The sequence below is a fragment of the Seohaeicola sp. 4SK31 genome (assembly GCF_028802875.1).
Lineage (GTDB): Bacteria > Pseudomonadota > Alphaproteobacteria > Rhodobacterales > Rhodobacteraceae > Seohaeicola.
Genome location: NZ_JARAMP010000001.1, coordinates 78,607 through 103,935, shown reverse-complemented (window position 1 = coordinate 103,935; position 25,329 = coordinate 78,607). Strand labels below are relative to the sequence as shown.

The following is a 25,329-nucleotide window of genomic DNA, read 5'->3' as shown; positions in this document are numbered from 1 at the left end:
AGCGGGGAAAATCGCCGGGATCAGTGCGGGCCTATGGGGCCAGCCATTGCCCGGCCCAACCATCCGCACGATCAAACCGCGCACGACGGTGCTGCGGGCCAAGATGAACGATATCCATCGCCTGCACCGCGCAGCGAAGCACGGCGAAACTGTCCGGATCGGCGGGTTTGGCATAGGCCAGCGCCTCGGCAATGGGCGTTCCCGGCGCGGGTGACGTGCCATAGCTTTGCCGTGACGGATCGGGCACCCTGGCCCATGTCGCCGCCACGGCCCCGCCCGACAGGATCGTCACTTCGCTCTGAAGCCTGATCTGAAGATGCGCGGAGGCGTCCCACACATGAAACGCAGCTTGGGGATTGGCGCGCAACGCCGCTACCTTGGCCGAATGCAGATCGGTATGCACCTCAAGCAGCGCCGCCACAGGATCAGCCGCGCGCAGCACGACCGTCCGCGCCTCGGGCCAGCCCTGGGGCGAGACGGTGGCAAAGGTAGGATGCCGCGCTGGCGCGTGGCGGTCGTTGACGCCCCGCACCAGCCGCGCCCAGACCTGCGCCAACAGCCCGTCCAACCTGGCCGCCCAAGGATGCGGATCAGTCACCATAACCTGTCATCTCCAGATAGCCGACACCCTCATGGCTGCCGCTGATCGTCACCGGACCCTCCCAGTAAGGCACGGACGTCTGCATCCATGCTCCGGGGTTCAGGGCTGTCACCGTCACATCCACACCCCTGGCGGGCAGACGCGCGCGCCATATCACAGGCACCTCGCGTCCCGCCACCTCATGCCATTCCTGCGGCGCGGCGACAAAGGCCCCATCGGGAAAAGCGGTCGCCTGCCCATCGGCGCTGATCCATGTCGCGGCGGTGTAATCGGTGCTGCCGCGCAGCACAAAGCCCATCATCTTGTCGCCCGTCTCGAAGGACAAAGAGAACCAGTCCCAGCCCGACTGATCCGCGGCCAAGGGTTGAGAAGACCATTCCCGGTCCAGCCATGCCTGCCCCGTCACGGGGATATCGCCACCCGGCAGAGTCAACGTCCCCGCCAGATCGAAAAAGGGCTGCGAGTAGTAATAGCTGGCCTGCCCGGCGGCGGATTTCACGGAATAGCCGTTCTGCCCATGCGTGATCAGCGGCCCCGTCGCGCGCAATGCCACGTCATAGGCAAAGTCCGCCCCCGAAGCCCGCAGGCGCAGATTGTCGAAATCCGGGCCCTCCATCACCCAGTCGTCGATCCAGGCCGAGAAGGGATCAGCCTCCACACCGGCCTGTCCAATGCCGCCGCGTGCTAGCCGTTCGGCCACGAAATGCGCCTCTGGCGTCGTGACGGCGGCATGTCCCATCCAAAGTTGCGGCGTTTCCCACCCCTGCCCATCGCGCGGGGCAAGGGCCGAGCGGAACAGCGTCCATTGCAACCCGTAGGGCGTGCCGTCGGGGCCGGTCATGTTGGCGGTCAGATACCACCATTCGATGCGATAGGCGGGATGCGCGCCGTGATCGACAGGAAACTCCAGCACGCGGCCGGGGACAGGGACCGCGAAATCCTCGACAGCAGCGCCAAGCCCGGCAAAGCCCTGTGCCATGGCCTGCATCGGCAGCAGAATGGCAAGAATAAAGGTCCTAGCGTTCATGGCGGAACACCCCCAACAGTTGCGCGGGCGGAGTGTGGGACAGGCGCCACGCTGGCCAGAGCGCGGCCAATGCCGCCGCCACCAAAGCCAGAGCACCCAGCCTCAGATAATCCAGCGGAAACAGATACATGGGCAGGCGCCAGCCGAACGCCTCGACATTGACGACCGCGAGCAGCGCCCAGGCCAGCGCCAGACCCAGCGGCAAGGCCAGCGCCCCTGTCAGCGCCGCCAGCACAATGGCGCGGACCAGATCCAGCCCCGCCAGCCTGCGCCGGGTCAGACCCAAGGCCCAGACCGGGGCCAGTTGTGGCAAGCGCATCGCGGCCAGTGTCAGAAGGCTCATGAGAATGGCGAAACCTGCGACCGCCAAGGTCAACACGTTCAGGGCGGTGGTCACCGTGAAGGTGCGTTCAAAGACTGCCAGCGACATCGCCTTGAGCGCCGCCTGATCAACCATCGCGGTATCCGGCAGATCCGCCTCATTTCGCAGGGATACCCGCAGGGATTCGACCCGCTCAGGATCGCTGCGCAGACCGAAACGCAGGGCCGTGATCTGCGGAAACTGGCTGCGGAACAGATCTTCTGTCACGATGACCTGACCGATGGGATTGCCATAGTCGCCATAGACGCCAAGGACCGGCAGGGTCAGCCCTGCGCCGACAGGCACCATCATGCCCAGGTCCAACCCGGCACGCCGATAGAGTTGTTCATTGACCAGCACGCCTTCGCCGCGCGCCAGCACATCCCAGACCGCCGGGACTGCCTGAAGAAACTGCCAGTTCTCGCGGTAGGTGGCGTGGTCACGCGCGCCATAGATCTGCGCGGGCAACCCTGCCAAGGTTACCTCTGCGGACAGCAGGGGCAGAATGGCATCCGCATCGCGCGCGGCGACCGCGATGATCGCCTCGGCCTGCGCGGTGTCTGCGGCGGTGACATACAGCTCGGACGCCAGACGCTGATCCAGAAAGCCCGTGAAGGTCAGCCGGAAGGACGATACCATGGTCGACACGCCCACATTCGCCGCCATGGCCAGCAAGAGCGCCATCAGCGCCAATGACAGGCCCGGCACCTGCTGTCTTGTGTCAGCCCAGAACCATTGCGCCATGGGGGCTTGGGAAAGGCGTTCGGCCCATCGCAACACCTGCGTCAACAGCGGCGGCAGGGCCAGCGCGCCGCCGATCAACAGAGCGCCCAGCATCGTGAACCCCGCCATCAACCCTTCTCCCCAGACCGCCAGCGTCCCTGCCAGCCCCAACAGGGCCAGTGCCGCGACCGCCTGGCTTCTGCTTTGGCGACCCATGGCCCATGCCCGCGGATGCGCGCCACTCAGCAGCGGCATCCGCGCCAGCGACCAGAGCGCGCCGCCTGCCGCCACGGCGGTGCCGCCCATCGCGATAGCCAGACCCGACAGCCACCAAGCCGGACGCAGGCTCAACTGTCCCGCTACATCCGCCCCGTAAAGCCCGCGCAATGTGGCCGCGACATCGGGCAGCAGGGCCGCAGCGATGACATAGCCAAGCCCCACCCCGATCAGTCCTGCAATCAAGGCCAGCACCGCCAGTTCGACCGCCATCAGCGCGATCAGCCGCCGCAATGGCGCGCCCAAGGCACGCAACGTCCGCACCATCGGGCGGCGCTGCTCAAAGGCCAGACCGATGGCGCCATGCACGATGAACAACCCGACGGCAAAGGACAAAAGACCAAAGGCCGTGAGGTTGAGATGGAAACTGTCGGTCAGCCGGGCCACATCGCCGCCCTCGGGAGGGGGGCTCTCAACCAACTCCGGGGCGACTTGGGCCAGTGATGCCCGTGTCAATGGCTGCACGTTGGCCACGATCAGACGATCAATCTCTCCTGCGCGGCCCAGAAGGCGCTGCGCCAGACCGATATCCGTCAGCGCCGTATTGGGCGCGACATCAGGCGAGGGGACCTTTTGTGCCCCGGTGTCCGACAGGCGCGCCAAGGTTTCTGTGCGCGCAAGGATCTGTCCCTCACCCGACAGAAAGGCCCCAAGATCCGCGCCTTCGTCCAGTCGTACCGGTCCCAGACCGCCGGGCGCGGTCAAAGGTTCCAGCCCGATCAGTCGCACGCCTTCCAGCCGTCCTTCGATCACCGGCGACACCGCCCATCCCACGCGGCGCAACGCCACATAAGTGGCTTGCGGTATCGCGCCTCCGTCGCGCGCCGTGATCTGCGCGAATTGCCCTTCACCCAGCGTGGCGGCAGCGGCGTCATAGCTGGCACGCGCTTCGGCATTGATCGCTTGCACCCCAGACCATAGCGCAGTCGCCAAGGCCAGACCCGCAAGCAGCGTCATCAATTGCATCGGGTTTCGCCGCCAGTGCGAGGCCAGCGCGGACAGGATCGCAGCCGTCACGCCAAAAGCCCCGCGCGCAGATGCAACCGTCGCGGCATCAGCGCGGCCAGCCGTTCCGAATGAGTCACAAGGATAAGGCCCGCGCCTGTCTCTGCCACCAAGTCACGCAGCAACGTCAGCACGGCATCGGCGGTCGCCTCGTCCAGATTGCCCGTCGGCTCGTCCGCCAGAACCAAGGCCGGGCGTGGTGACAGCGTCCGGGCAATCGCCACGCGCTGCTGTTGCCCGCCCGACAGTTGCTCGGGGTATTTGTGCAGATGATCCGAAAGCCCCAGACGTTCCGTCAGGATCCGGTCACGCGCCGGATCATGCCGCCCGGCCAACCGCGCCTGAAAGGCAATGTTCGCAGCCACGTTGAGCGAGGGGATGAGGTTGAATTGCTGAAAGATGACACCCACGATGCCCCGCCGCAGCGCTGCTCTTCCGACATCGTCCAGCGGTGTCAGATCGGTGCCATTGATCGCGACCACACCCTTGTCCGCCGTATCCAGTCCGCCGATCAGATGCAGAAGAGTGCTTTTCCCCGACCCGGACTCGCCTGTCAGCGCCAGCATCCCGCCGCGATCCAGATCGAAGGACACGCCACGCAGAACCGGCGCCTCGGTTCCCGGATAGGTCTTGGTTACATCGCGCAGGTTCAACAGCATATCGTCACCTCTGACACCGGACATAAGCCAAGGCAAGCAACTGAAAAGGGCGACAACCTGCGCAGGTTTGGCCAGTGAGTTCAACTCACTACCACGGCACGGGGCAGTTTTGCCATTAGTGGGCGGAGTGCGGCCCGATCATTGGTTGTCGGAAGCCGGGGGCCTGGTTGGAACCGGCAAGGAAAACTCGCTTCAATTCCGGAAAAGTCATGATTCGATTTCACAAAGCCATTCTATATATCCTTAAGTATAGAATTGCGCCAAATTGCTGCGGATTATTGAGGATGTTGTTTTTAAACACATTTCTCAATCGCTTTAAATAATGGGAAATTCCGCTTTCTTTTCGTCAATTCATGCCTGCTTCTTTGCGGTGCCAAACATTTAACACAATTCAAGGTCAGTCATATGCCGGTTAGCGGGATGAGTTTGCGGTGCCAGTATGTCGCCAGGATTCTGACCGGAGGACCCAATGAGAATCTCAGCCAAGACACCCGGTTCGCTGCGAGGCGAGACGCGTGACGGACGCGTCTGCTTCGCCACGGGACCAAATCTTAGGACGTCCAACACGTTCAAAGCCGCCCTGAATCGCTTTGCCCGCTGTGAGGCGGGAAGCTATACGATCGAAAGTGTGATCTGGCTTCCGATCTATGTGTTCGTGCTGGCCCTGATGATGAACATCTCGATGGTGTTCTTCAACGAGTCCCAGATCCTGCGGGTCGTTCAGGACAGCAACCGCTCATTTGCGGTGGGACGCATCAGTTCGCTTGAGGCGGCAGAGCAATATGTGATTGATCGTATCGCCTATCTGAATGTCACGCCGTCCGTGAATTCGCAGCTTGTGGATGGGATCATTTACACCAACCTCAGCATCCCCGCGACCCAGCTGATGCCCTTCGGCATGCTGCACAAGTTCTTCCAAGGCACGAATATCGTCGTCTCCGCACAGCAGATCGTGGAGTTCTGAGACATGGAACGTTCACGCCTGCGCCGTGTCCTGCGGGATGTCATCAGGGATGAAAGCGGCACCGCCACCATCATGGCGCTGTTCTTCTTCTTGATTTCAGCCGTTCTCGGCGGTCTCGCCGTTGATTTCAACAAGGCGATGGCGCGACGGACACATCTTCAAGTTACCGTGGACGCCGTGGCACACGCGGCACTCTACACCCGCGAACGCAAGACCAAGGAGGAGGCCATCGCCAAGGCGCTGGAAATCGCTGCGGTGAATCTGCCCGTAGCGCGTAATGGCAATGCGCTTCTGCCGCAGGATATCGAATTCGGCGTCTGGGACCCGGATACGCGCACCTTCACGCCCGACCCCGGTGCCAAGGGGGCGGTGCGGGTCAGTGCCTACCGCATTCTCGAACGTGATAATGCCGTGAAAAACATCCTTCTGCGGATGATCGGTTTCGATACCTTCGATCTCAGGCGCGCGGCGGTCTATGTCACCTATCAGCCGACCTGTTTCCGCGAAGGTTTCGTGGCCAGAGGGATGGTCGATGTCCAAAGCAACAACGCCTTCCAGAATGGTTTCTGTATCCATTCCAACGATCATGTGAAGGTCAGTTCAAACAACTATTTCGGCGAGGACACGATCGTGTCGATGCCGAACACGGATCACCTGCAATTGCCCCGGTCGGGTTTCGAGACGAACCAGGGACTCGAGGAGGCGCTGCGCGATAACGGCTATCACATCCGCGTCTTGAACAAACTCGACGAGATCATCGCCAATCTGGCGACCAACTCTGCCGAAACCCGTCCAGAATATGTCGGATCGGGCGTGGTCGAGGTGCTGGACGGCAGGACCGTCGGCGGTAGCGAGTTCCTGCCCGGCAAGGCCTATGTGGTCACCTGCAACGGCGGGGGCAGCATGTTCATCAATGATGCTGTGGTGATCCGGGACACGACAGTCGTGACCAATTGCCCGATCAAGTTCGGGCAGGGCACCACGCTTGAAAACGCTGTCATCGCCACGACGAATACCAGTACGAAATCCATCTCGGCGCCCTCTACCCTGCAAATCGGCAAGAATGACAGTTGCGCGGATGGCGGCGGAGCGCAGATCCTGACTCTTGGCGGGGTCGATCTTGCGGCTGACATGCGGATGTATGGCGGGCAGATCATTGCCAAGGGCGATGTGGCCTTTGCCGCCAACGCCAACGGGATCGAAGGTGCGTCGATCATTGCCGGTGGCACGATCAGCGGCACCTCGAACATGACCATGGGCTTTTGCGGCGATGGCATGGAAGACAGTTTCCGGGCCGAGTATTTCCGTCTCGTTCAGTGATCTTCGCGAGGGTCGCGGGCTGACCCCGTCCTTGTGACGGGGTCGTTCGCGCCTTTCGGCTTGGCAATCGCACGCGGGCCCTATATGCCGCGTCGCAGCGAACATGGACTTGGGTGCAATCCCCGAGTGGCTCTTCCGGCCGCCGATCCGCCGGACAAACCGAACACGCCCTGACCAAGGCCATCGACAGCATCGGGCAACGGTGCAGGTCGACGATGAACGGATTGCAGATGATTTCACTTGATGCCTACCGCGCGCAATGGACGGACAACGTCCGCGCTGACCTGATCGCGGGCCTTGTCGTGGCGCTGGCCCTGATCCCCGAAGCGATTGCCTTTTCCATCATCGCAGGCGTCGACCCAAAGGTGGGGCTCTATGCCAGTTTTTCCATCGCGGTGCTGGTGGCGATCACGGGTGGGCGGCCCGGCATGATCTCGGCCGCGACGGCGGCCACAGCGGTGCTGATGGTGACATTGGTCAAGGATCACGGCCTGCAATACCTGCTGGCGGCCACGGTGCTGGCGGGGCTGATCCAGATCGCGATGGGTCTGCTGCGACTGGGTTTCGTGATGCGCTATGTGTCGAAATCGGTGATGACGGGTTTCGTGAACGCACTGGCCATCCTGATCTTCATGGCGCAATTGCCAGAACTGGACCCCCGCAACGTCACATGGCTGACCTATGCGCTGGTGGCGGCTGGTCTGGCGATCATCTACCTTTTTCCGCTGCTAACAAAGGCCGTGCCATCACCGCTTGTCACCATTGTCGTCCTGACCGCGTTGACCCTGCTGTTCGGCTGGGATGTGCGCACCGTGGGCGACATGGGCGCGCTGCCGGACACGCTGCCAGTGTTCCTGATCCCCGACATTCCGCTGACGCTTGAGACGCTGATGATCATCCTGCCCTATTCCGTGGCGGTGGCTGTGGTCGGTCTGCTGGAAAGCCTGATGACACAGAACATCGTCGATGACCTGACCGACACCAAGTCAAACCGCAATCAGGAATGCATCGGCCAAGGCATTGCCAATACCGCCACGGGCTTCATCGGCGGCATGGCTGGTTGCGCCATGATCGGCCAGTCGATCATCAACGTCAAATCCGGCGGGCGCGGGCGCTTGTCCTGCTTCACCGCAGGAGTGGTTCTGTTGATCCTTGTCGTGTTTCTGGGCGATCTGGTCAGTCAGATCCCGATGCCCGCACTTGTGGCGATCATGATCATGGTGTCGATCGGCACCTTCTCATGGTCCTCGATCAAGGCGCTTCGGACACATCCGCGCTCGTCCTCGATCGTGATGATCGCGACGGTGGCGACCGTGGTCTATACCCACAACCTTGCCATCGGCGTGCTGGTCGGCGTGCTGCTGTCAGGTATCTTCTTTGCCGGCAAAATCGCGCAACTGTTCAAGGTCACCTCGACCATGTCCAAGGATGGGCGGCAGCGCACCTATGTCATCGAAGGGCAGATGTTCTACGGCTCGGTCGAGGATTTCATGAACGCGTTCGACTTCAAGGAGGCGTTGGACAAGGTGACCATCGACGTCAGCCGCGCGCATATCTGGGATATCTCAAGCGTGCAGGCGCTTGATATGGCTGTGCTCAAGTTCCGCCGCGACGGGGCCGAGGTCGAGATCGTGGGTATGAACGAAGCTTCAGAAACCATCGTCGACAAGCTTGCCATTCACGACAAGCCGGGTGCGATGGACAAGCTGATGGCGCATTGAGGGAGCACGCACCATGACACAGAAGATCATCGCAATGGTGGATGGCTCGGTCTATTCGGCCTCGGTCTGCGACCACGCGGCGTGGATCGCGCAACGCACGGGTGCGCCGGTGGAATTGATCCACGTCCTTGGCCGCCGCGAGGCGCCCCAGACTCAGGATCACTCCGGCACGATCAAGCTGGGTGCGCGCACGGCGCTGCTGGAGGAATTGGCCGCACTCGACGCGCAGCGCGCCAAGCTCATCAGCCATCGAGGCCGCGCGATACTGGACGATGCCCGCGCCATTCTGGAAAAGCACGGTGTGAGCGATGTCACCACCCGCCTGCGTCACGGCGATATCGTCGAGGCCGTGGCCGAGGTTGAAACCGATGCCCGCGTCATCATCATCGGCAAGCGTGGCGAGGCGGCGGATTTCGCCAAGGGCCATCTGGGGTCAAACCTTGAACGGATCGTCCGCGCCAGCCACAAACCGGTTTTCGTGGCCTCTCGCGCCTTCCGGCCGATCTCAAAGGTGCTGGTCGCCTATGACGGCGGCGTATCGGCGATGAAGGCGGTGGGTCACATTGCCAACAGCCCGCTGTTTCAAGGGTTGGAGGTTCATGTCGCCACGGTCGGCACCGCCTCGCCCGAGGTCACGAAGGGGCTTGAGGATGCCAAAGCCCTGCTTAAGGCCGCAGATCTGACGGCAGACACATCCATCCTGCCGGGCCAGCCCGAAACAGCACTGGGCAAGCTGGTGGATGAAGCAGGGTTCGACATGCTGGTGATGGGCGCTTACGGCCATTCCCGCATCCGCAGCCTGATCATCGGCTCCACCACCACCGCGATGATCCGCTCCTGCAAGGTGCCTGTCGTTCTGATGCGATAAGGCAGACCAAGCAGGGGCTTGCACCTTGGCGCAGGGCTTGGCAGCTTGCAGGCGACGGCATCCCGATGCGGGAGGGCCAGAGGACATTGGCCCGATGATGCAGACCCGTCCCCTCATATCAACCTGCCCACAGGGCCAGCGGGCATGAACGCGCCGCTTGCCCGCCCATGGCTGGTGCTGACAGGTCTGGCGCTGGGCGTCACCGTGACCAATGGTTTCGCCCGTTTCGCCTATGGTCTGATCCTGCCCGCCATGAAATCCGAGATGGGCTGGACCTACGCGCAGGCGGGTTGGCTGAACACCGCCAATGCCTTGGGCTATATCGCAGGGGCGCTGCTGACCATGGCGCTGATCCGCCATATCCCGCCCACGCGCCTCTTTGCCATCGGCCTTGTCACAACCACGCTGGCCTTGCTGGCGACGGGGCTTCATGCCGCTCTGTGGTGGCAGACGGTCTGGCGCATCACGGCGGGCGTTGTGGGTGCCATGTCCTTTTCCACGGCGGGCGCGCTGGCGGCAGGCTTGTTTCAAGGCGATCCACGCCGCAACGCATTGGCTATCGCGATCCTGTTCGGATCGGGCGGAGGCTTGGGGATCGTGCTCGCGGGTGCGGCGCTGCCCCTGATGCTGGATGCTTGGGGGGCAGCCTCGTGGCCGCTTGGCTGGATCGTGATCGGTGCCATGAGCCTGTCTTTCGTGCCCTTGGGCCTCTGGGCCGCGTTCCAACTGCGCGCGCCGGTCCAGAAACAAGGCAAGCCTGTGCCGCTCCCGATCCGGCGGATGCTGCCGGAACTGCTGGGCTATGCGGGCTTCGGGCTGGGCTATATCGTCTACCTCACCTTCCTGTCGGCATGGATGACGGAACAGCAGGCCAGCGCCCCCTTCATCGCGCTGGTCTGGGTGGTCCTGGGCGTCAGCATCTGCCTGTCGCCCCTCGTTTGGCGGCCCATACTGGCACGTTTTGCCTCGGGCGTGCCGCTGGCCATGATCCTCACGGGGATCGCCATCGGTTCAGCCCTGCCGGTCCTTCTGCCCAAAGGGCCGGTGCTGCTAATCTCGGCGGTGGTGTTCGGTCTGTCGGTCTTCATGGCGCCGGGGGCTGTCACGAACTTCGCCCGCCAGAATCTGCCGGCAGAAAGCTGGGGCCGCGCGATCAGCCTGTTTACGGTCGTGTTTGCCGTGGCCCAGACAGCGGGTCCTTATGGCGCAGGGCTGGTGGGTGACCTCTTCGGCAATATCGGCATCAGCCTGCTGGCTGCATCGGGACTTCTGATGCTGGGCGCGTTCGCGGCGCTGATGCAGAAGCCGCTGGACGATCGCCCCTAAAGATACAAATCGCGTGGACGGTTCTCGAGGATTCCTTCCATAGAGAACAACCCCGTCACCGTCGTGAAATCGAACCCGGTGATGAGCCGCTGATAGAACTGGTCATAGCCGCGCATCCCCCGGCAGACGACCTTGAGCATATAGTCCCAATCCCCCCCGATCCGGTAGAAATCCACCACCTCGGGCAGGCTCTTGACGTGGCGGGCAAAGATCTCGGCCCAGTCTTTCGAATGGTGGCTGGTGCGGATCATGACAAACACGGTCAAATCCATCCCCAGCCGCGACAGATCCACCGTCACCCGCGCATTGCTGATGAGCCCTGACGACTGGAGCCGTTGCAGCCGCCGCCAGCAGGCATTCTGCGAAAGCCCGACACGATCCGCCAGTTCGCGCTGCGACAGCGAGGCGTCCTTTTGCAGGCAGGTCAGAATTTTCAGATCAAGATCATCAATTTGGTCCATAAATTCGATCATATGACACATAATATCAGGTCAACAACCAAAAATTTGGGATAAATCCCGTCCTTCCGTGCGTTACCCTCACCCCAGCGAACAGGAGGACCCATGCGCGACCTGACAGGCATCACCACATCCCCGATCGAGGCGTTTCGCGCCGCGCTGATGACTGATGACCGGTTGGCCGACCTGCGTGCCGATCTGGTCGGTGAAGGCGTCATGATTGACGGCCCCTGCGGCCCGAAACCGCTGGTCTATGCCGACTACACTGCTTCAGGCCGCGCGCTGATGCAGGTGGAGCGCTTCGTGATGGAGCATGTGCTGCCCTTCTACGCCAATAGTCATACCGAGGCGTCCTTCTGCGGCAGTGCCATGACCCGCCTGCGGGCCGAGGCGCGGACCACCATTGCGCAGGCCTGCGGGGCAGGGTCCGAACATGCGGTGATCTTCTGCGGGGCAGGGGCCACGGCAGGGATCAATCGTCTGGTGGCGCTGCTGGGCGCGGATGATCGCAGAACGCCTGTCCGCGTGATCCTCGGCCCCTATGAGCATCACTCCAACATCTTGCCGTGGCGCGAAAGCGGGGCCGAGATCGTGACCCTGCCCGAAGCATCCACAGGCGGCCCGGACCGCGACGCCCTTGCGCAAGCCATGCGTGATGCCCCCGGTCGCGTGATCTGTGCCTTCTCCGCCGCGTCCAACATCACCGGGATCGTGGCCGATGTCGAAGCCATCACCCGTGAGGTCAAGGCGGCAGGTGCGCTGATGGTCTGGGATTACGCGGGCGGCGGCCCCTATCTGCCGATCCACATGACACCTGCGCCGGATGCGCCCATCGACGCCATCGTGACCTCGCCACACAAATTCACCGGCGGGCCTGCCGCATCCGGCGTCATGATCCTGCGCCGCGATGCGGTGCGAACCCACTCTCCCACATGGCCGGGTGGCGGCACGGTGCGTTTCGTCTCGCCCGACAGTCACGATTACAGCAGCAGCCTTGAAGCGCGCGAGGAAGCGGGCACCCCTGACGTGATCGGTGACATCCGCGCCGCGCTCGCCTTTGTCGTGAAGGACGTGATTGGCACCGATCTAATTGCCGCGCGCAACCGCGCCCTGATCGCGCGGGCCGAGGCGCGGTGGCGACACCATCCACGCATCGACGTGTTGGGACCGGCCTTGCCAGACCGACTCCCGATACTGTCTTTCCGCATCCGCGACGGACAGGGCGGCTATGTGCATCAGCAACTGGTCACACGGATGCTGAGCGATCACTACGGCATACAGGCGCGCGGTGGCTGCGCCTGTGCCGGGCCTTATGTGCATGACCTCTTGGGAATCGACGCCGCCGCGTCAAGCGGGCTGCGCGCGGCGATCATGTCGGGGCAGGAGGTGGCGAAACCTGGCTTCACCCGGCTGAACCTGAGTGTGCTGATGACCGAGGCCAAGGTGGACTTCATTCTGGACAGTGTCGCCGCACTGGCGGACCACGCGGCGGAACTGGGCAGCGACTATGCCTGCGACACATCCCGTGCGATCTTCGTTCCGCGTCACCACACGACCAAAGGACAGAAACCAGCCGCCTGATCGTCTGGATGGGATGGTCACTCCTTTTTTGGTCCGACCGCGTTGGGCCCCTTGATCGCGGCGGGGACAAGGATCACAAAAGACGGGATCAAGCCGTTTGAACACAAACAACTCATCCGCGAAAACAACAACAGGAGGTTCCCATGACTGCCCGCATTCTGACCGCTGTATCCGCCCTGACCCTTGGCCTGACAGCGACCATTGCCGCTGCTGAAGCCGTGACATGGCGCTTCAACAACAACTATGCACCGACCCGCCCCGAATCTGCCCATATCCGCAACTTCGCCGAGAATGTCGCGGCGAATTCCGGAGGAGATTTCACGATCAACGTGATCGAAGGCGGCGGGATGAATCTCAAGGATGCGGATGCGCTGCGCTGGATGCAGACGGGCACACCCGAGATCGCCTTCATCTGGCCCACCTTCATCGGTCGCGATGCGCCGGATCTGGCCAGCCTCTATGTCTATGGGTCGGTTTCGACCGCCGAGGAACATCTCCGCGCCCTACCCGCCGTGGAAGAGGCGCTGACCACCGGTTTTGCCGAACGCAACATCCCCGTTGTCGGCTTCATGGCGCTGCCGATGATCGACGCCTCGCTCTTCTGCCGCGAACCCGTGCAGACGCTGGACGAGCTGAAGACCCGCAAGCTGCGCGTCGGCTCGCGCGAGCAGGTAGAGACGTTCACAGCCCTTGGCGTCGCCGCGCAGATCGTGCCCCAGAACGAGCTTTATGCCGCCCTGCAAACCGGCGTGGTGGATTGCGCGCTTTATGCCGCGCGCTTCGCCAAGTCGATCTCCTTGCAGGAAGTGGCGAAACACGCGGTCTATACCGGTTTCCCCTTCCCGCCCGCGCCCTATGCCATCGTCGCCCACAAAGCCACGCTCGAGGGCCTGAGCGCCGAGAATCGCGCGGCTTTGGACAAGGCACTGGTCACCTTGAAGGAAGACTCCTTCCAGTTCGACGGCGACGCCGAAGCCGAAGCGGCCGCGCGCGCCGATCTGACGGCGGCGGGTGTGACATGGTATGACGATTTCAGCGAGGCCGATGTGGCCGCCATCCGTGAAGCCGCAGCGGCCACATGGCTGAAACTGTCCGAAGAGGGCGGCGAGGCGGCTGTTGCTTACCGCGCCAAGATCCTTGACCTGATCGGCCAGTAAGGCCGTATCGGTGGCATCCTTGCCCGAACAGACGGACCGGGTGATCCTGTGGATCACCCGCGCCTTGGGGGCGCTGGGTGCAGCCTGCATCGCGGCCATGGCTGTGCTGACGGTGCTGGCCGTGGTGATGCGCTATGCCGTCGGCGCGCCCTTCGCCTTTACCGAGGATCTGGCCGGTCTGATGCTGGTCAGCGCCGTCTTTCTGGGGATGCCCTATGCGCTGGCGACCCATGCCCATATCCGGGTGAACATTGCCTATGACCGCACCCGTGGCTGGCTGCGGCGATGTCTGTTCGTGCTTGGGCAACTGGTCTTTCTGGCCTTTGCAGCCGTATTTTTCCGCGATGCGCGGGCTGACCTGAACCTGACCATGATGCTGAACCTCAAGTCCGAGGTGGCGCGCATACCGCTTGCGCCATTCGTGGCGATGATGTCGATCGGTGTGGCGCTGGCGGCACTGGTCGCAGCATGGCAGATGCTTCGCCCACCGCCAGAAGGCATGGCTGGCCCTGATCTGCCTGAGAAAGGCTTCGAGCCATGATCTGGCTGGCGATGGGGGGAACGCTTCTCGGCACGGTGTTGACCGGGGCGATCCTTGGGGCGTCTCTTGGCCTGACAGGGTTCGTGATCCTCCATGTCTGGTCGGGTGGTGCCACAAGCCTGGGTGTTCAGGCCGTCTGGAACACCTTCAACAGCTTCACCCTGACGGCGATCCCGCTCTTCATCCTGCTGGGGGAACTCCTTGTCGCATCGGGCCTTGCGCGCGGTGTCTACCGCGCAATGTCGCCGGTTTTCGCCCGCCTGCCGGGAGGATTGCTGCATACGAATATCGCGGTCTGCGGCCTGTTCGGGGCCGTTAGCGGATCGTCCATGGCTGTGGCGGCGGCGGTGGGTTCGGTCGCCTATCCCGAACTGACCCGGCGCGGCTATGACAAGGCGACCGTGGTGGGCAGTCTGGCGGGGGGCGGCACCTTGGGCCTTCTGATCCCGCCCAGCCTCAGCCTGCTGATCTATGGCGCCTTCACTGAAACCTCCATCGGCAAGCTGTTTCTGGCGGGGATCATCCCCGGCATGCTGGCGGCCCTGCTGTTCATGCTCTGGATTGTGGTTTCGTCCATGCGCAACCCGCATTTGGCCCCGGAACCGACACCGGACCAAAGCCTAGGCCGCGCGCTGCTGGGTCTGGTGCATATCTGGCCTCTGCTGGCATTGATCGGTGCGGTGCTCGGCAGCCTTTTCGCCGGTCTGGCCACACCGACGGAATCCGCCGGTGTCGGCGTGCTGGGGGCCATCGTCATCGGCTATCTGGCAGGCGACCTGAATCTGCGTGGAATCCTGCAAGCCTTGATGAACACATTGGTCACCTTCTGCGTGATCGGCATGGTCTTCATGGGAGCAGTGATCCTGGCCCAATCCATCAGCGTGCTGGGACTGCCGCAAGAATTGCTGCGCGGCGTCGAGGGGCTGGGGATCGGGCCCTTGGGCATCCTTGGGCTTGTCGTGCTGCTCTACATCGTGATGGGCACGATCTTCGACGGCCTGTCTATGATGATCATGACCCTGCCCATCGTGTTCCCGCTGCTGGTGGGGTTGGGCTATGATCCGGTCTGGCTGGGCGTGCTGATCACCCTGCTGATCGAAATCGGGATGCTGACACCGCCCGTCGGCATGAACATCTTTGTCCTGACAGGCATGACCGGCGGGCAGGTCAAACTGGGGCAGGCGGCAGTTGCGGCCTTGCCCTATTGGCTGGCTTTGCTCTTGCTGATCGGGCTGATCGTGGCCTTTCCCTGGCTTGTCACATGGCTGCCAAGCCTCGTTTCACTCTGAAGGATCTGACCATGCCCGCATTTCTGGACAGGACCCGTGCGCAAAACCTCATGGCAGAGGCCGGGATCGACGCGCTGATCCTTCTCTCGCCCGAGGCATTCCGTTATGCGACTGGTGCCCCCGCGGGCGTGGCGACCATGTGGCGCAGGGCAGGGGCCGTGGCTGTGCTGGTCCCTGCGGATGTGGGCCTTCCTGAAATGGCTGTGGCCAGTGACCTGTTCGCGCCAACCTTCCGTGCCGTCAGCCATATCACCGACCTGCGCGAAAGCCCCATCTGGGTCGAGGCGCTGGAGGCCGAAGGCTTCGATCCGAACGCTCCCGCCGCCCCTCAGATTGCCGCGCGCCGCGCCGCGCGTCCGGGGCCGGCGGCGCGTCCCTCGACCTTTGACGCAGGCCAGACCTATGCCCATCTGCGCGATGCGCTGGCCGAGCGCGGTCTGGGGCATGCCCGGATCGGGGTCGAGATGTCAGCAATATCGGCCGAGGATCTGCCGCTCTTGCAGCACTCCCTTGCGGATGTGACGCTGATTGATGCCACCCGAGTCATTCAGCGGCTCCGTGCGATCAAGACACCGGGCGAGGTGGCGCGGCTGCGTCAGGCCGTGACACTGGCCGAAACGGGCATCCGCGCGGTGCAGGCCGCCATCCGCCCCGGCATGAGTCGCGACGCGCTGGCCGGTGTCTGGTCCGACACGATCCGCGCCAATGCGACCGGTCTGCCCCTGACAAGCGCATGGGAATACATCGCGGTCGGGCGCAACCCGTGGGGTGGCAACGCGGTGGCGGAACCGGGGGATCTGATCAAGGTGGATGTTGGCTGTCTGATGGACGGCTATACCTCGGACACGGGCCGCACCTTCGTGCTGGGCCAGCCGCCCCGCGCCGCGACCGAGATCCACGCGGCCCTCTTGGCCGGTTTCCATGCCGGCTTCGCCCAACTCACACCGGGCACGCCACTGTCCGAGGTGCACCGCATCACCACCCAAGCCATCCGCGCCCACGGCTTTGACAGCTATGCGCGCGGTCATTTCGGTCACGGGCTTGGCACCGGACCGGGCAGCGAGGAATGGCCTTTCATCGCGTCGGATTCCACCGAAGTGGTCACGCCCGGCATGGTTCTGGCCTTCGAATGCCCGTGGTATGTCACCGGTCTTGGCGGCTTCATCATCGAAGATCAGGTCGAGATCACACCGGATGGACCCAAATCCATGAATACCCTGTCATGTGATCTGATATCGCTCTGAGGACGCGACGATATTGGAAAAGATCAATCTGTCGTCTTGCGGGCAATATAGAACCCGTAGCTGACATAGTCGGCATTGCGTTCATAAAGCGCGATCTCGGCCTCCTCTGCGGCCACAAGCTCTGCGGCCATCGGGTCCGCCGCATGACGTGACAGGAAATTCGCAAATCGCGCCTGCAAGGGGCGGTAGTAGTTGTCCAGCCAGCAGTGCCGGGGCAGGGCGAAATAGCCTGTCGGGGCAAAACCGTCGTCTTCGAGCACCGCCATCTTGGCCGATGCGGTGTCAACCTCGGGGTATGCGCGCATCCAGTGATCGGTCAGTTCGGCGGGGCGCTCCCGTGTCAGCCACGTCAGTTCCGACACCGCCAGTATCCCGCCCGGCTTGAGAAACCGGCGCCAGCTCTGGATACCCTGGGCAAAACCCATGTTGTAGATCGCCCCTTCCGACCATATCGCATCAAGAGATGCATCGGCAAAGGACAGCGCCTCCATCGAGGCGGCATGCGTTGTGATCCTGTGATCCAGACCCGCCGCCTGCGCGGTGCGATCCAGCTTTTCCAGAAAATCCGGCAGGAAATCCACCGCCGTCACGTCGGCCTTCAGATCCTGCGCCAGAACAAGGGAAGACGCGCCGGTGCCGCAGCCGATATCTGCGATCTTCAGCCCCGTCCCGGCACGCAGGCCGGACAGCCTGATGGCCAGACGTGTTTCCTCCACCCCGCCCGGACCCTGACGCTGACCCTCGCGGTGCAGATCTGCAAGAAGGCTCAACTCGTCCATTGTCGTGCTCCTGCTGGGCCATGCCTGATCTTTTCTAGCGGCGATGATGCGGCGTGCAAAGATTCCAACGCTCCCCGATACGGTCCGCGCCAAGATCACGTCACCGCGAGACTGGCGCGATCCGGTAACAGAACCGCAGTCCAGACGTAGTGCCAGACAAGAAACCGGGTTCGCCCCCATGCGCAACAGGACAGGACCAAGGCCATGTTGGAGATCGCCCAAGGCGACACTGTCCATGAACTGCTGTCGTCTCCCTCCGGCGGCACCAATGCGTGCAGCCATATCCTCATCACCAAGATATCAGGCGACATGGACAAGGGTTTTGCGGCAAACTCTGCCGGACAGTCACGGACATCGGGCATGACGGATCGCGAAACGGAACTGGCTGACCTGCTGCGCGCGGCCCTGTCCGGGGATCAACGCGCCTATGCCCGTTTCTTGCAGACGATCACCCCGATCCTGCGTGGTATCGTGCGGGCGCGCGGCGGCCAGTTCGGACCCGAGGCGCAGGAGGATATCGTGCAGGATATCCTGCTCTCGGTCCATGCCAAGCGCCATACATGGACAGCGACAGCCCCCGTCCTTCCGTGGCTCTATGCGATCACCCGCTACAAGGTGATCGACGCGCAACGGCGAAAGCGTCATCGCGACCACGAACCGATCGACCCCATGATCAACCAGATCGAGGCCGAACCCCATGCCGATGACGTCACCGCCGCCATGGCCGCCCGCGACAGCGCCGCGCTGATCGACCATTTGGATACACGGTCGGCCCGGATCGTGCGCGCCGTCAGCCTTGAGGGCGATACAACAGCAGAGGTCGGCCAGCGTCTGTCGATGACCGAAGGCGCCGTGCGCGTCGCCTTGCACCGCGCGATCAAGAGGTTGGGCGCCATCGCCCGGAAGGACAATACATGAGAACCGAAGACCTTATTGCCGCATTGGCGCAGGATCCGGCTGCCACACCGCTCAGATCAGGACGCATCGGCGCGGCGGTCATTGGCATCATCGCGCTATGCGTTGGGGTTTTTCTGACCGTGATCGGTCTGCGTGCCGACCTGGCGACAGTTCTGACCACACCGCTGCTGGCATCCAAGACCCTTTTGCCCGCCGTTCTGTCCCTCGCAGCACTTCCCGTCGTGGTGCGCCTGATGCGACCCGAGGAAACCGGGCCAGTCCTCGGCCGCGCAATACTGTGGACGGCCCTTGCCGTGGCGGCTCTTCTCTACGCGGTCGGGTTTGCCACGCAGAGCCGCGCGCGGTGGTTTGCCGATGTCAGCCCGGCCTCAGTCCTGCAATGCCTTGGATTCATCCTGCTTATCTCATTGCCGGCACTCGGCCTGTGCTTTGCATTGGTGCGTCAGGGGGCGACCACCGCCCCGGCGCGTAGCGGCGCGATGCTGGGCCTTGCCGTATCAGCCGGGGCCACGGCGGGCTATTCGCTCTATTGCACGCAGGACAACCCGATTTTCTTCGTCACCTGGTATGGTCTGGCAATTCTGATCGTGACCATTCTGGGCGCAGTTGCCGGCACGCGGTTGCTGCGTTGGTAGGACGTTGACGCAACATCTGCATCACGGTCTGTCACCGATACCATCCCGCAGCGGATCAAAGATCCTTCCATCTGGACAGGCGATAGCGACGACGCTGGATCGCGACGAAGGTTCCGAAGGCCGCGCCGAACACCGATCCTGACACAAGGACGCCGATCAGCGGGCCGACAAGGTCATCGCTGTGCCGCCATGACAGCAGATACATGCCACCGCCATAGGAGAGGCTGAAATAAAGGCCGCCGAACAGCGCGACCTGCCACGGGCTGTAATAGTTCAGCGGGCGCAGGCGCAACCCGCAGCGGCGCATCAAGCGATCGAACCAGGAGTCACGGTAATCTTGCTGAAGAGAGGCGACCTTCATTTCTTCAAGCGCGCGGGCCAGTCTGCGCTCATATGCAGAGAAATCGTTCATGGCTGCCAACCCCGCAGCACAGGCAAAACCCTCGCCCGATCCTTGTGGCCGTTGCACAGGACGGAAAAGGGAAGAACTGACAAAACACAACCCAACATGGCATACCGGCACGTTATCAAAATCGTGATAACGCTACACAATGCCGGGGAACAAAGCAATCTCGCACAGCCTAGGGATGTATCTTCCCGCCAGGATTAAATCGAGACTCAATGACAAACCGGGGGTGCAGCCACGCTAGTGATGCCATTTGGTTATCAATGGATCAGCCCTTTCCATTATACCGGACCTTTCCCCTGCTTTACCCCAGTGTGCAGGAGACCCCCAAGCCACAGGTGCGGCGGCTCTGCCAGGAGGAGGAAAACCCATGTTTCACGTCACCAAAGGCCTGTCCGCAGGCCTGATCTTCGCCGTCGCGTCCTTTGGCGCGGCACCCGTCATGGCCGATACCTATATTGTCGCTGTCGGCGCGGCATCCAACAGCCTGCAAGGCCGCAGCGCCGCGCGGTTTGCCGAAGAATTGCAAGCCAAGCTGGGCGATGCGCACAAGGTCGAGTTCTACGCCGACGCCCAGCTTGGCGATGAAAAGGAGCTGATGCAGAAGCTGCGCCTTGGCACTGTCCAGTTCACGCTGATCTCGTCGATCATGACCAACGTGGCACCCGAATTCGGCCTGTTCGAGATGCCGTTTCTGGTCAAGGACCGCGCCCATCTGAAAGCGATCGACGCCGAGATCGTGCGCAACGAACTGGCTCCCAAGGCCGAGGAGCAGGGCCTGCATGTCATCTCGACATGGGAAAACGGCTTTCGCCATATCACCAACAATGCGCGCCCCATCAACACGCCTGCCGATCTGGCCGGGTTGAAGATCCGCACGCCCTCGTCCGAATGGCGCGTGGCGATGTTCCAGGAATGGGGCGCGAACCCCACTGCCATGTCCTTTTCCGAGGTCTTCGTGGCGTTGCAGACCGGCACCATGGACGGTCAGGAAAACCCCCTGACCAATATCGTCGGCGCCAATTTTCAGGAAGTTCAGAAGTTCCTCAGCATGACCGGCCATGTCTATTCGCCGACCTATCTGACGACCGGTCTCAAGGTCTGGGAAGACCTGCCCGAGGACGTGCGGACCGCGGTCAACGAAGTCGCCGCGGGGGTGCAGGACTGGTCGTTGGCCGAGGGCGAAACTGCGGACAACGAACTTGTCGCCAAGGTCGAAGCCGCCGGTGCCGCCGTGAACCAGGCGGACAAGGCGGCCTTCATCGCCGCCTCTGCCCCCGTCTATGCGGCCTTTGCCGCACAGGTGCCGGGTGGGGCCGAACTGATCAGTCGCGCGCAGGCTCTGGCCAACTGATCCGTCGCCTGTCCTCATGACCAAGCGCCGGCCGGATCATGATCCGGTCGGCCCGAACATGGCCGCAAACACATGCTCACACTCATCGAAAAGACGCTTCTGCGTGTGGTCGAGACCATCGGTCTGGCCCTGCTGCTGGCGCTGACCTTCGCGATCATCTATTCCACGACCATGCGCTATTTCGGCGCTTCGCCCAGCTGGTATGACGAACTGGCCAGCGTTCTTCTGGCATGGCTGACCTACTTTGGCGCCACCTATGCCGTCTTCATGCGCGCCCATATGGGGTTCGGCGGGCTTGTCACGGCGCTGCCCCGCGGGGTTGCCGTCGCGCTCACCCTCGTGTCCGAGGTGCTGGTGCTGACCTTCTTCGCCCTGATCGCCTGGTTCGGCTATCACGTTCTGGCCGTCGCCGCCTATGACTCCCTGCTCAGCCTGCCATGGCTGACCTTGGACATCGTGCAGGCGGTGATCCCGCTGACGGCCGTTCTGATGATCATCGGCACCCTGCTGACCCTGCCGCGCGCCCTGCGGGATGCTGCCGCCGGGATCGACGCCGATCACGCCGAAATCGCCCATGCCATCGCCGAGGCCGAGGCCGAGATCCGGCAAGACAAGGACAAATCGAAATGATCCTTCTTCTGACAACCCTGGCCCTGATCACGCTGATCATGATCAACGTGCCCATTGCCGTTGCCATCGGGATGGTCGCCGTCGGCGGCTTCCTCATGACCTCGGGCACCTCCAGCCTCTATGACGTGGCCATCGCGCTCTATACCGGCGCCACGTCCTTTCCCTTGATCGCGATTCCGCTTTTCATTCTTGCGGGCAACCTGATGAACACCTCCGGCATTTCCGTCCGGCTGATCAACTTCGTCACCTCCCTCATCGGCTTCGTGCGGGGCGGTCTGGGCATGGTCAATATCGGCGTCTCGATGGTCTTTGCGGAAATCTCCGGCTCGGCCGTGGCCGATGTCGCCGCCACCGGCACCGTGCTCATCCCCGAGATGAAAAAGCGTGGCTATTCCCGCACCATGGCCGCGGCGATCACCTCCTCCTCGGCCTCGCTGGCGATTATCATCCCCCCCTCGATCCCGATGATCCTCTATGGCGCGATTGCCGAAGTGTCGGTTCTCAAGCTGTTCGTGGCCGGTATCGTGCCCGGCGTGCTGGGTGGCTTTCTGCTGATGGTCGTGACCTATCTTCTGGCCGTCCGCTACGACCTGCCGCGCGATGAAAGGTTCGATCTCTGCAATGTCTGGCGCAGCTTCCGCGAGGCGTTCTGGGCGCTGACCATGCCGGTCATCATTCTTGGCGGTATCTTCTCGGGTCTGGTCACCGCGACAGAAGGCGCAGGCCTGGCCGTTCTGGCGGCCCTTGTGATCGGCCTGTTCATCTACCGCGATCTGGACGTGCGACGCCTGCGCCGCGTGATGCTGGACGGGATCAGCCAGACCGGCGTGGTCATGTTCCTTGTCGCCACATCCGCCGCGCTGGGTCTGTTCCTGACCCAGGCCCAGGTGCCGCAGCAACTCGCGGCGCAGATCACCGAGTTCACGACCAATCCGTTGGTGGTTCTGGCCTTGCTGAACCTGCTTCTCTTCGTGCTGGGCATGTTCCTGCATGGTGCGGCGGCCATCATCCTTGTGGTGCCCATCGTGCTGCCACTGGTGCGAGAGGTGGGGATCGACCCGATCCACTTCGGCATCATCGTGACGCTGAACCTTGCCATCGGGCAACAGACCCCGCCGGTCGCATCGGTGCTGATCACGGCCTGTTCCATCGCCAAGGCGGGTATCTGGGAAACCACCCGCACCAACCTGCCCTTCATCGGCGTGCTGGCCTTCATCCTGCTGCTGGTCACCTACGTGCCCTTCGTGTCGCTGGGCCTGACGGAGTATCTGCAATGACCGACCCCAAACCCCGCCTGATCCTGACCCTTGGCGATCCTGCCGGGATCGGGTCCGAACTGGTGGCGAAACTTCTGGCCGACGCCGAGGCACGCGACATGGCCCATGTTCTGATCCTTGGGGATGAGGACGAGTTGCAGGACGGCATGGCGATTGCCGGGGCAGACTTCCCCTATCGCCGTGTCAGCGATCCATCGGCACTGGGCCAAGCCCCCGACGTGCCGCTGTTCCTGCCCAAGGGGCGCACGGCGCCCAAGGGGGGATGGGCGCGGGGCGAAGCCACGGCCGAAGGGGGGCAGCATTGCCTCGATACGCTGGGCTATGGTCTGGATCTGGTCGCGCGCGGGCAGGCTGATGCATTGGTCTTTGCGCCGCTCAACAAGGCGTCTCTGCACGCGGCAGGCATGACCCAATCGGACGAGCTGCACTGGTTTGCAGACCGCCTCGGCCATAACGGCACCGTGTCCGAGATCAACGTGATGGAGGGTCTCTGGACCAGCCGCGTCACCAGTCATGTCGCCCTGCGTGACGTGGCCGACCTGATCACCGGGGACAAGATCATCGAAGCCGCCCGCCTGATCCATGCTGCGCTGCGCGAGGCCGGGCATGAAAACCCCCGCATCGGCGTCTGCGGGCTAAACCCGCATAACGGCGACAACGGCAATTTCGGGACCGAGGAAATCACCATCATCGGCCCCGCCGTCGAAAAGGCAAAGGCCATGGGTCTGCCGGTCGAGGGGCCCTATCCCTCGGACACGATCTTCCTCAAGGCGGTGGCCAAGGAACTCGATGCCATCGTGACCCTTTACCATGATCAGGGCCAGATCGCGATCAAGCTTCTGGGCTTCTGGCAGGGCGTCACAGTGCAGGGCGGTCTGCCCGTGCCTATTACAACTCCGGCGCATGGCACCGCCTTCGATATCCGCGGCCAAGGCAAGGCCCATGTCGGCCCGATGCGCGCGGCATGGACCATCGCCAGCACCATGGGCCGTCGCGCCCGTTCCTTCACATCATCATAACAAGTGGACTGACCCATGAAGATCAAATCTGTTCGCACCCGCGTCTGGAACTGGACCGGCCCGACTGTCCCGCCGCAGGGCAATTTCTGCACCAACGCGTCGGACGCGCTCTGGATCAAGGGGGATGCCATGTCATCCTTCCGGTTCCACCAGTGGTTGACCTGCGAGGTGGAAACCGAAGACGGCACCATCGGCATCGGCAACGCGGCGCTGGCTCCCACGGTGGTGAAAAAGGCCATCGACGACTGGTTCGCCCCGCTGGTGATCGGCGAAGACCCCTTCGATTACGCCTATATCTGGGAAAAAATGTATCGCCGCAGCCATGCTTGGGGCCGCAAGGGCATCGGCATGACCGCGATTTCCGCCATCGACATCGCGATCTGGGATCTGATGGGCAAGCTGACGGGCAAGCCGGTGTTCAAGCTGCTCGGTGGGCGCACCAAGGAAAAGATCCCGGTTTATTATTCCAAACTCTACGCCGCCTCGATCGAAGAGATGCAGCGCGAGGCACAGGAGGCCGTGGATGCCGGCTATCAAGGCTTCAAAACGCGCTTCGGATATGGCCCCAAGGACGGCATGAAAGGCATGCGAGAGAACCTCAAGCGGGTCGAGGCCGTGCGCGAGGTGATCGGCTGGGACCGCGACATCATGCTGGAATGCTACATGGGCTGGAACCTTGACTATGCCAAGCGGATGCTGCCGAAGCTGGCCAAATATGAACCCCGCTGGCTGGAGGAGCCCGTCATCGCGGATGACGTGAACGGCTACCGCGAGTTGAACGCCATGAACATCGTGCCCATCTCGGGCGGCGAGCATGAGTTTTCCGTCATCGGTTGCGCCGATCTGATCCGCTCGGGCGCCGTCAGCGTGATGCAGTATGATACCAACCGCGTGGGCGGCATCACCGCCGCGCAGAAGATCAACGCGATTGCCGAGGCGTTTCAGGTCCCCGTCATCCCGCATGCCGGGCAGATGCACAATTATCACCTGACCATGGCAAACGTGAACTGCCCGATCAGCGAATACTTCCCGGTCTTCGATGTCGAAGTCGGCAATGAGCTGTTCTACTACATCTTCGAAGGCGATCCCGATGCGGTGGATGGTTTCATTGATCTGGACGACACCAAGCCCGGCCTTGGCATCACGATCACCGACAAGCACCTGCACCATTTTCAGATCACGGAATGACC

General features: G+C 62.7%; 24 protein-coding genes and 1 other annotated feature. Of the genes, 17 read left to right on the top strand and 7 right to left on the bottom strand.

Annotation, left to right across the window (positions count from 1 at the left end; all coding sequences use genetic code 11):
• Nucleotides 1-31 precede the first annotated feature (31 nt).
• From PVW27_RS00510 to PVW27_RS00495, 4 genes are read right to left on the bottom strand one after another with little or no spacing between them, the layout of a single operon-like run.
• Nucleotides 32-601: a pyridoxamine 5'-phosphate oxidase family protein gene (locus PVW27_RS00510; protein WP_274554538.1), complete on the bottom strand. Its 570-nt coding sequence runs from the start codon at nucleotides 599-601 to the stop codon at nucleotides 32-34.
• The gene (locus PVW27_RS00505; protein ID WP_274554536.1) at nucleotides 591-1,628 is read right to left on the bottom strand and encodes a lipocalin-like domain-containing protein; all 1,038 of its coding nucleotides are present in this window, start codon (nucleotides 1,626-1,628) and stop codon (nucleotides 591-593) included. The genes PVW27_RS00510 and PVW27_RS00505 overlap by 11 nt, the downstream gene beginning before the upstream one ends.
• Entirely contained in the window at nucleotides 1,618-4,005 is a 2,388-nt protein-coding gene (locus tag PVW27_RS00500) for an FtsX-like permease family protein (protein WP_274554534.1), read from the bottom strand. Before PVW27_RS00500 ends, PVW27_RS00505 begins: the two co-directional genes overlap by 11 nt.
• Nucleotides 4,002-4,652, bottom strand: coding sequence for an ABC transporter ATP-binding protein (locus PVW27_RS00495; RefSeq protein ID WP_274554533.1), 651 nt, complete (start codon nucleotides 4,650-4,652; stop codon nucleotides 4,002-4,004). Before PVW27_RS00495 ends, PVW27_RS00500 begins: the two co-directional genes overlap by 4 nt.
• Nucleotides 4,653-5,121: 469 nt before the next feature.
• Between PVW27_RS00495 and PVW27_RS00490 the strand changes: the two genes are divergently transcribed.
• From PVW27_RS00490 to PVW27_RS00470, 5 genes are all read left to right on the top strand, one after another.
• Nucleotides 5,122-5,616 (top strand): TadE/TadG family type IV pilus assembly protein, encoded by a 495-nt coding sequence (locus PVW27_RS00490; RefSeq protein ID WP_274554531.1) that lies wholly within the window; start codon nucleotides 5,122-5,124, stop codon nucleotides 5,614-5,616.
• 3 nt (nucleotides 5,617-5,619) lie between these two features.
• Nucleotides 5,620-6,936 (top strand): TadE/TadG family type IV pilus assembly protein, encoded by a 1,317-nt coding sequence (locus tag PVW27_RS00485; RefSeq protein WP_274554530.1) that lies wholly within the window; start codon nucleotides 5,620-5,622, stop codon nucleotides 6,934-6,936.
• A gap of 102 nt (nucleotides 6,937-7,038) precedes the next feature.
• Nucleotides 7,039-7,096 (top strand) — a sequence feature (sul1 is cis-regulatory element that is thought to sense ions involved in sulfur or methionine metabolism; They are found in Alphaproteobacteria).
• Nucleotides 7,097-7,166: 70 nt separating this feature from the next.
• Nucleotides 7,167-8,657, top strand: a complete 1,491-nt coding sequence (locus tag PVW27_RS00480) for a SulP family inorganic anion transporter (protein ID WP_274554529.1) — start codon at nucleotides 7,167-7,169, stop codon at nucleotides 8,655-8,657.
• 13 nt (nucleotides 8,658-8,670) lie between these two features.
• A complete protein-coding gene (locus tag PVW27_RS00475; protein ID WP_274554528.1) occupies nucleotides 8,671-9,525 on the top strand; it encodes a universal stress protein in 855 nt (284 codons plus the stop codon).
• Nucleotides 9,526-9,669: 144 nt separating this feature from the next.
• Nucleotides 9,670-10,851, top strand: coding sequence for a YbfB/YjiJ family MFS transporter (locus PVW27_RS00470; protein WP_274554527.1), 1,182 nt, complete (start codon nucleotides 9,670-9,672; stop codon nucleotides 10,849-10,851).
• On the opposite strand, the gene PVW27_RS00465 is transcribed toward PVW27_RS00470, so the two are convergent.
• Complete coding sequence (locus tag PVW27_RS00465) at nucleotides 10,848-11,312, bottom strand: Lrp/AsnC family transcriptional regulator (RefSeq protein ID WP_274554526.1); 465 nt, start codon at nucleotides 11,310-11,312, stop codon at nucleotides 10,848-10,850. The two genes, PVW27_RS00470 and PVW27_RS00465, sit on opposite strands and share 4 nt — an antisense overlap.
• Nucleotides 11,313-11,414: 102 nt before the next feature.
• Here PVW27_RS00465 and PVW27_RS00460 point away from each other — a divergent pair, with 102 nt between their 5' ends.
• The 5 genes from PVW27_RS00460 (at nucleotide 11,415) to PVW27_RS00440 (ending at nucleotide 17,121) form a co-directional block, all read left to right on the top strand.
• Nucleotides 11,415-12,890 (top strand): aminotransferase class V-fold PLP-dependent enzyme, encoded by a 1,476-nt coding sequence (locus tag PVW27_RS00460; RefSeq protein ID WP_432762061.1) that lies wholly within the window; start codon nucleotides 11,415-11,417, stop codon nucleotides 12,888-12,890.
• Nucleotides 12,891-13,033: 143 nt separating this feature from the next.
• Nucleotides 13,034-14,047 (top strand): TRAP transporter substrate-binding protein, encoded by a 1,014-nt coding sequence (locus tag PVW27_RS00455; protein WP_274554525.1) that lies wholly within the window; start codon nucleotides 13,034-13,036, stop codon nucleotides 14,045-14,047.
• 19 nt (nucleotides 14,048-14,066) lie between these two features.
• Nucleotides 14,067-14,588 carry a TRAP transporter small permease gene (locus tag PVW27_RS00450; RefSeq protein ID WP_274554523.1) on the top strand — a complete coding sequence of 174 codons (522 nt, stop codon included), beginning with the start codon at nucleotides 14,067-14,069 and terminating at the stop codon, nucleotides 14,586-14,588.
• Nucleotides 14,585-15,877: a TRAP transporter large permease gene (locus PVW27_RS00445; protein ID WP_274554522.1), complete on the top strand. Its 1,293-nt coding sequence runs from the start codon at nucleotides 14,585-14,587 to the stop codon at nucleotides 15,875-15,877. The genes PVW27_RS00450 and PVW27_RS00445 overlap by 4 nt, the downstream gene beginning before the upstream one ends.
• An 11-nt stretch (nucleotides 15,878-15,888) precedes the next feature.
• Nucleotides 15,889-17,121, top strand: a complete 1,233-nt coding sequence (locus PVW27_RS00440; RefSeq protein WP_274554521.1) for a M24 family metallopeptidase — start codon at nucleotides 15,889-15,891, stop codon at nucleotides 17,119-17,121.
• Nucleotides 17,122-17,144: 23 nt separating this feature from the next.
• Here PVW27_RS00440 and PVW27_RS00435 read toward each other — a convergent pair whose 3' ends face one another.
• On the bottom strand, nucleotides 17,145-17,900 hold the full coding sequence (locus tag PVW27_RS00435) for a class I SAM-dependent methyltransferase (RefSeq protein WP_274554520.1): 756 nt from the start codon (nucleotides 17,898-17,900) through the stop codon (nucleotides 17,145-17,147).
• 204 nt (nucleotides 17,901-18,104) lie between these two features.
• On the opposite strand from PVW27_RS00435, the gene PVW27_RS00430 reads away from it, so the two are divergent.
• Both PVW27_RS00430 and PVW27_RS00425 read left to right on the top strand, forming a co-directional pair.
• On the top strand, nucleotides 18,105-18,818 hold the full coding sequence (locus PVW27_RS00430) for a sigma-70 family RNA polymerase sigma factor (RefSeq protein ID WP_274554519.1): 714 nt from the start codon (nucleotides 18,105-18,107) through the stop codon (nucleotides 18,816-18,818).
• Nucleotides 18,815-19,453, top strand: a complete 639-nt coding sequence (locus PVW27_RS00425; RefSeq protein WP_274554518.1) for an NrsF family protein — start codon at nucleotides 18,815-18,817, stop codon at nucleotides 19,451-19,453. The genes PVW27_RS00430 and PVW27_RS00425 overlap by 4 nt, the downstream gene beginning before the upstream one ends.
• A gap of 55 nt (nucleotides 19,454-19,508) precedes the next feature.
• Here the strand turns inward: PVW27_RS00425 and PVW27_RS00420 are convergent, their stop codons facing one another.
• A complete protein-coding gene (locus tag PVW27_RS00420) occupies nucleotides 19,509-19,865 on the bottom strand; it encodes a DUF6404 family protein (RefSeq protein ID WP_274554517.1) in 357 nt (118 codons plus the stop codon).
• Nucleotides 19,866-20,229: 364 nt separating this feature from the next.
• Here PVW27_RS00420 and PVW27_RS00415 point away from each other — a divergent pair, with 364 nt between their 5' ends.
• The 5 genes from PVW27_RS00415 to PVW27_RS00395 all read left to right on the top strand — a co-directional run bounded on the left by PVW27_RS00415 (nucleotide 20,230) and on the right by PVW27_RS00395 (nucleotide 25,327).
• Complete coding sequence (locus PVW27_RS00415; RefSeq protein ID WP_274554516.1) at nucleotides 20,230-21,213, top strand: TRAP transporter substrate-binding protein; 984 nt, start codon at nucleotides 20,230-20,232, stop codon at nucleotides 21,211-21,213.
• A gap of 72 nt (nucleotides 21,214-21,285) precedes the next feature.
• A complete protein-coding gene (locus PVW27_RS00410) occupies nucleotides 21,286-21,843 on the top strand; it encodes a TRAP transporter small permease (RefSeq protein ID WP_274554515.1) in 558 nt (185 codons plus the stop codon).
• Nucleotides 21,840-23,120, top strand: coding sequence for a TRAP transporter large permease (locus tag PVW27_RS00405; protein WP_274554514.1), 1,281 nt, complete (start codon nucleotides 21,840-21,842; stop codon nucleotides 23,118-23,120). The genes PVW27_RS00410 and PVW27_RS00405 overlap by 4 nt, the downstream gene beginning before the upstream one ends.
• Nucleotides 23,117-24,139, top strand: a complete 1,023-nt coding sequence (locus tag PVW27_RS00400; protein ID WP_274554513.1) for a 4-hydroxythreonine-4-phosphate dehydrogenase PdxA — start codon at nucleotides 23,117-23,119, stop codon at nucleotides 24,137-24,139. The genes PVW27_RS00405 and PVW27_RS00400 overlap by 4 nt, the downstream gene beginning before the upstream one ends.
• A 15-nt stretch (nucleotides 24,140-24,154) precedes the next feature.
• Complete coding sequence (locus PVW27_RS00395) at nucleotides 24,155-25,327, top strand: L-rhamnonate dehydratase (RefSeq protein WP_274554512.1); 1,173 nt, start codon at nucleotides 24,155-24,157, stop codon at nucleotides 25,325-25,327.
• Nucleotides 25,328-25,329: the final 2 nt, after the last annotated feature.

Coding starts and splice junctions, on each gene's coding strand:
- PVW27_RS00510 (WP_274554538.1), bottom strand. CDS start 601: ATGGTGACTGATCCGCATCCTTGGGCGGCCAGGTTGGACGGGCTGTTG.
- PVW27_RS00505 (WP_274554536.1), bottom strand. CDS start 1,628: ATGAACGCTAGGACCTTTATTCTTGCCATTCTGCTGCCGATGCAGGCC.
- PVW27_RS00495 (WP_274554533.1), bottom strand. CDS start 4,652: ATGCTGTTGAACCTGCGCGATGTAACCAAGACCTATCCGGGAACCGAG.
- PVW27_RS00490 (WP_274554531.1), top strand. CDS start 5,122: ATGAGAATCTCAGCCAAGACACCCGGTTCGCTGCGAGGCGAGACGCGT.
- PVW27_RS00485 (WP_274554530.1), top strand. CDS start 5,620: ATGGAACGTTCACGCCTGCGCCGTGTCCTGCGGGATGTCATCAGGGAT.
- PVW27_RS00480 (WP_274554529.1), top strand. CDS start 7,167: ATGATTTCACTTGATGCCTACCGCGCGCAATGGACGGACAACGTCCGC.
- PVW27_RS00475 (WP_274554528.1), top strand. CDS start 8,671: ATGACACAGAAGATCATCGCAATGGTGGATGGCTCGGTCTATTCGGCC.
- PVW27_RS00470 (WP_274554527.1), top strand. CDS start 9,670: ATGAACGCGCCGCTTGCCCGCCCATGGCTGGTGCTGACAGGTCTGGCG.
- PVW27_RS00465 (WP_274554526.1), bottom strand. CDS start 11,312: ATGGACCAAATTGATGATCTTGATCTGAAAATTCTGACCTGCCTGCAA.
- PVW27_RS00460 (WP_432762061.1), top strand. CDS start 11,415: ATGCGCGACCTGACAGGCATCACCACATCCCCGATCGAGGCGTTTCGC.
- PVW27_RS00455 (WP_274554525.1), top strand. CDS start 13,034: ATGACTGCCCGCATTCTGACCGCTGTATCCGCCCTGACCCTTGGCCTG.
- PVW27_RS00445 (WP_274554522.1), top strand. CDS start 14,585: ATGATCTGGCTGGCGATGGGGGGAACGCTTCTCGGCACGGTGTTGACC.
- PVW27_RS00440 (WP_274554521.1), top strand. CDS start 15,889: ATGCCCGCATTTCTGGACAGGACCCGTGCGCAAAACCTCATGGCAGAG.
- PVW27_RS00435 (WP_274554520.1), bottom strand. CDS start 17,900: ATGGACGAGTTGAGCCTTCTTGCAGATCTGCACCGCGAGGGTCAGCGT.
- PVW27_RS00430 (WP_274554519.1), top strand. CDS start 18,105: ATGTTGGAGATCGCCCAAGGCGACACTGTCCATGAACTGCTGTCGTCT.
- PVW27_RS00425 (WP_274554518.1), top strand. CDS start 18,815: ATGAGAACCGAAGACCTTATTGCCGCATTGGCGCAGGATCCGGCTGCC.
- PVW27_RS00420 (WP_274554517.1), bottom strand. CDS start 19,865: ATGAACGATTTCTCTGCATATGAGCGCAGACTGGCCCGCGCGCTTGAA.
- PVW27_RS00415 (WP_274554516.1), top strand. CDS start 20,230: ATGTTTCACGTCACCAAAGGCCTGTCCGCAGGCCTGATCTTCGCCGTC.
- PVW27_RS00410 (WP_274554515.1), top strand. CDS start 21,286: ATGCTCACACTCATCGAAAAGACGCTTCTGCGTGTGGTCGAGACCATC.
- PVW27_RS00405 (WP_274554514.1), top strand. CDS start 21,840: ATGATCCTTCTTCTGACAACCCTGGCCCTGATCACGCTGATCATGATC.
- PVW27_RS00400 (WP_274554513.1), top strand. CDS start 23,117: ATGACCGACCCCAAACCCCGCCTGATCCTGACCCTTGGCGATCCTGCC.
- PVW27_RS00395 (WP_274554512.1), top strand. CDS start 24,155: ATGAAGATCAAATCTGTTCGCACCCGCGTCTGGAACTGGACCGGCCCG.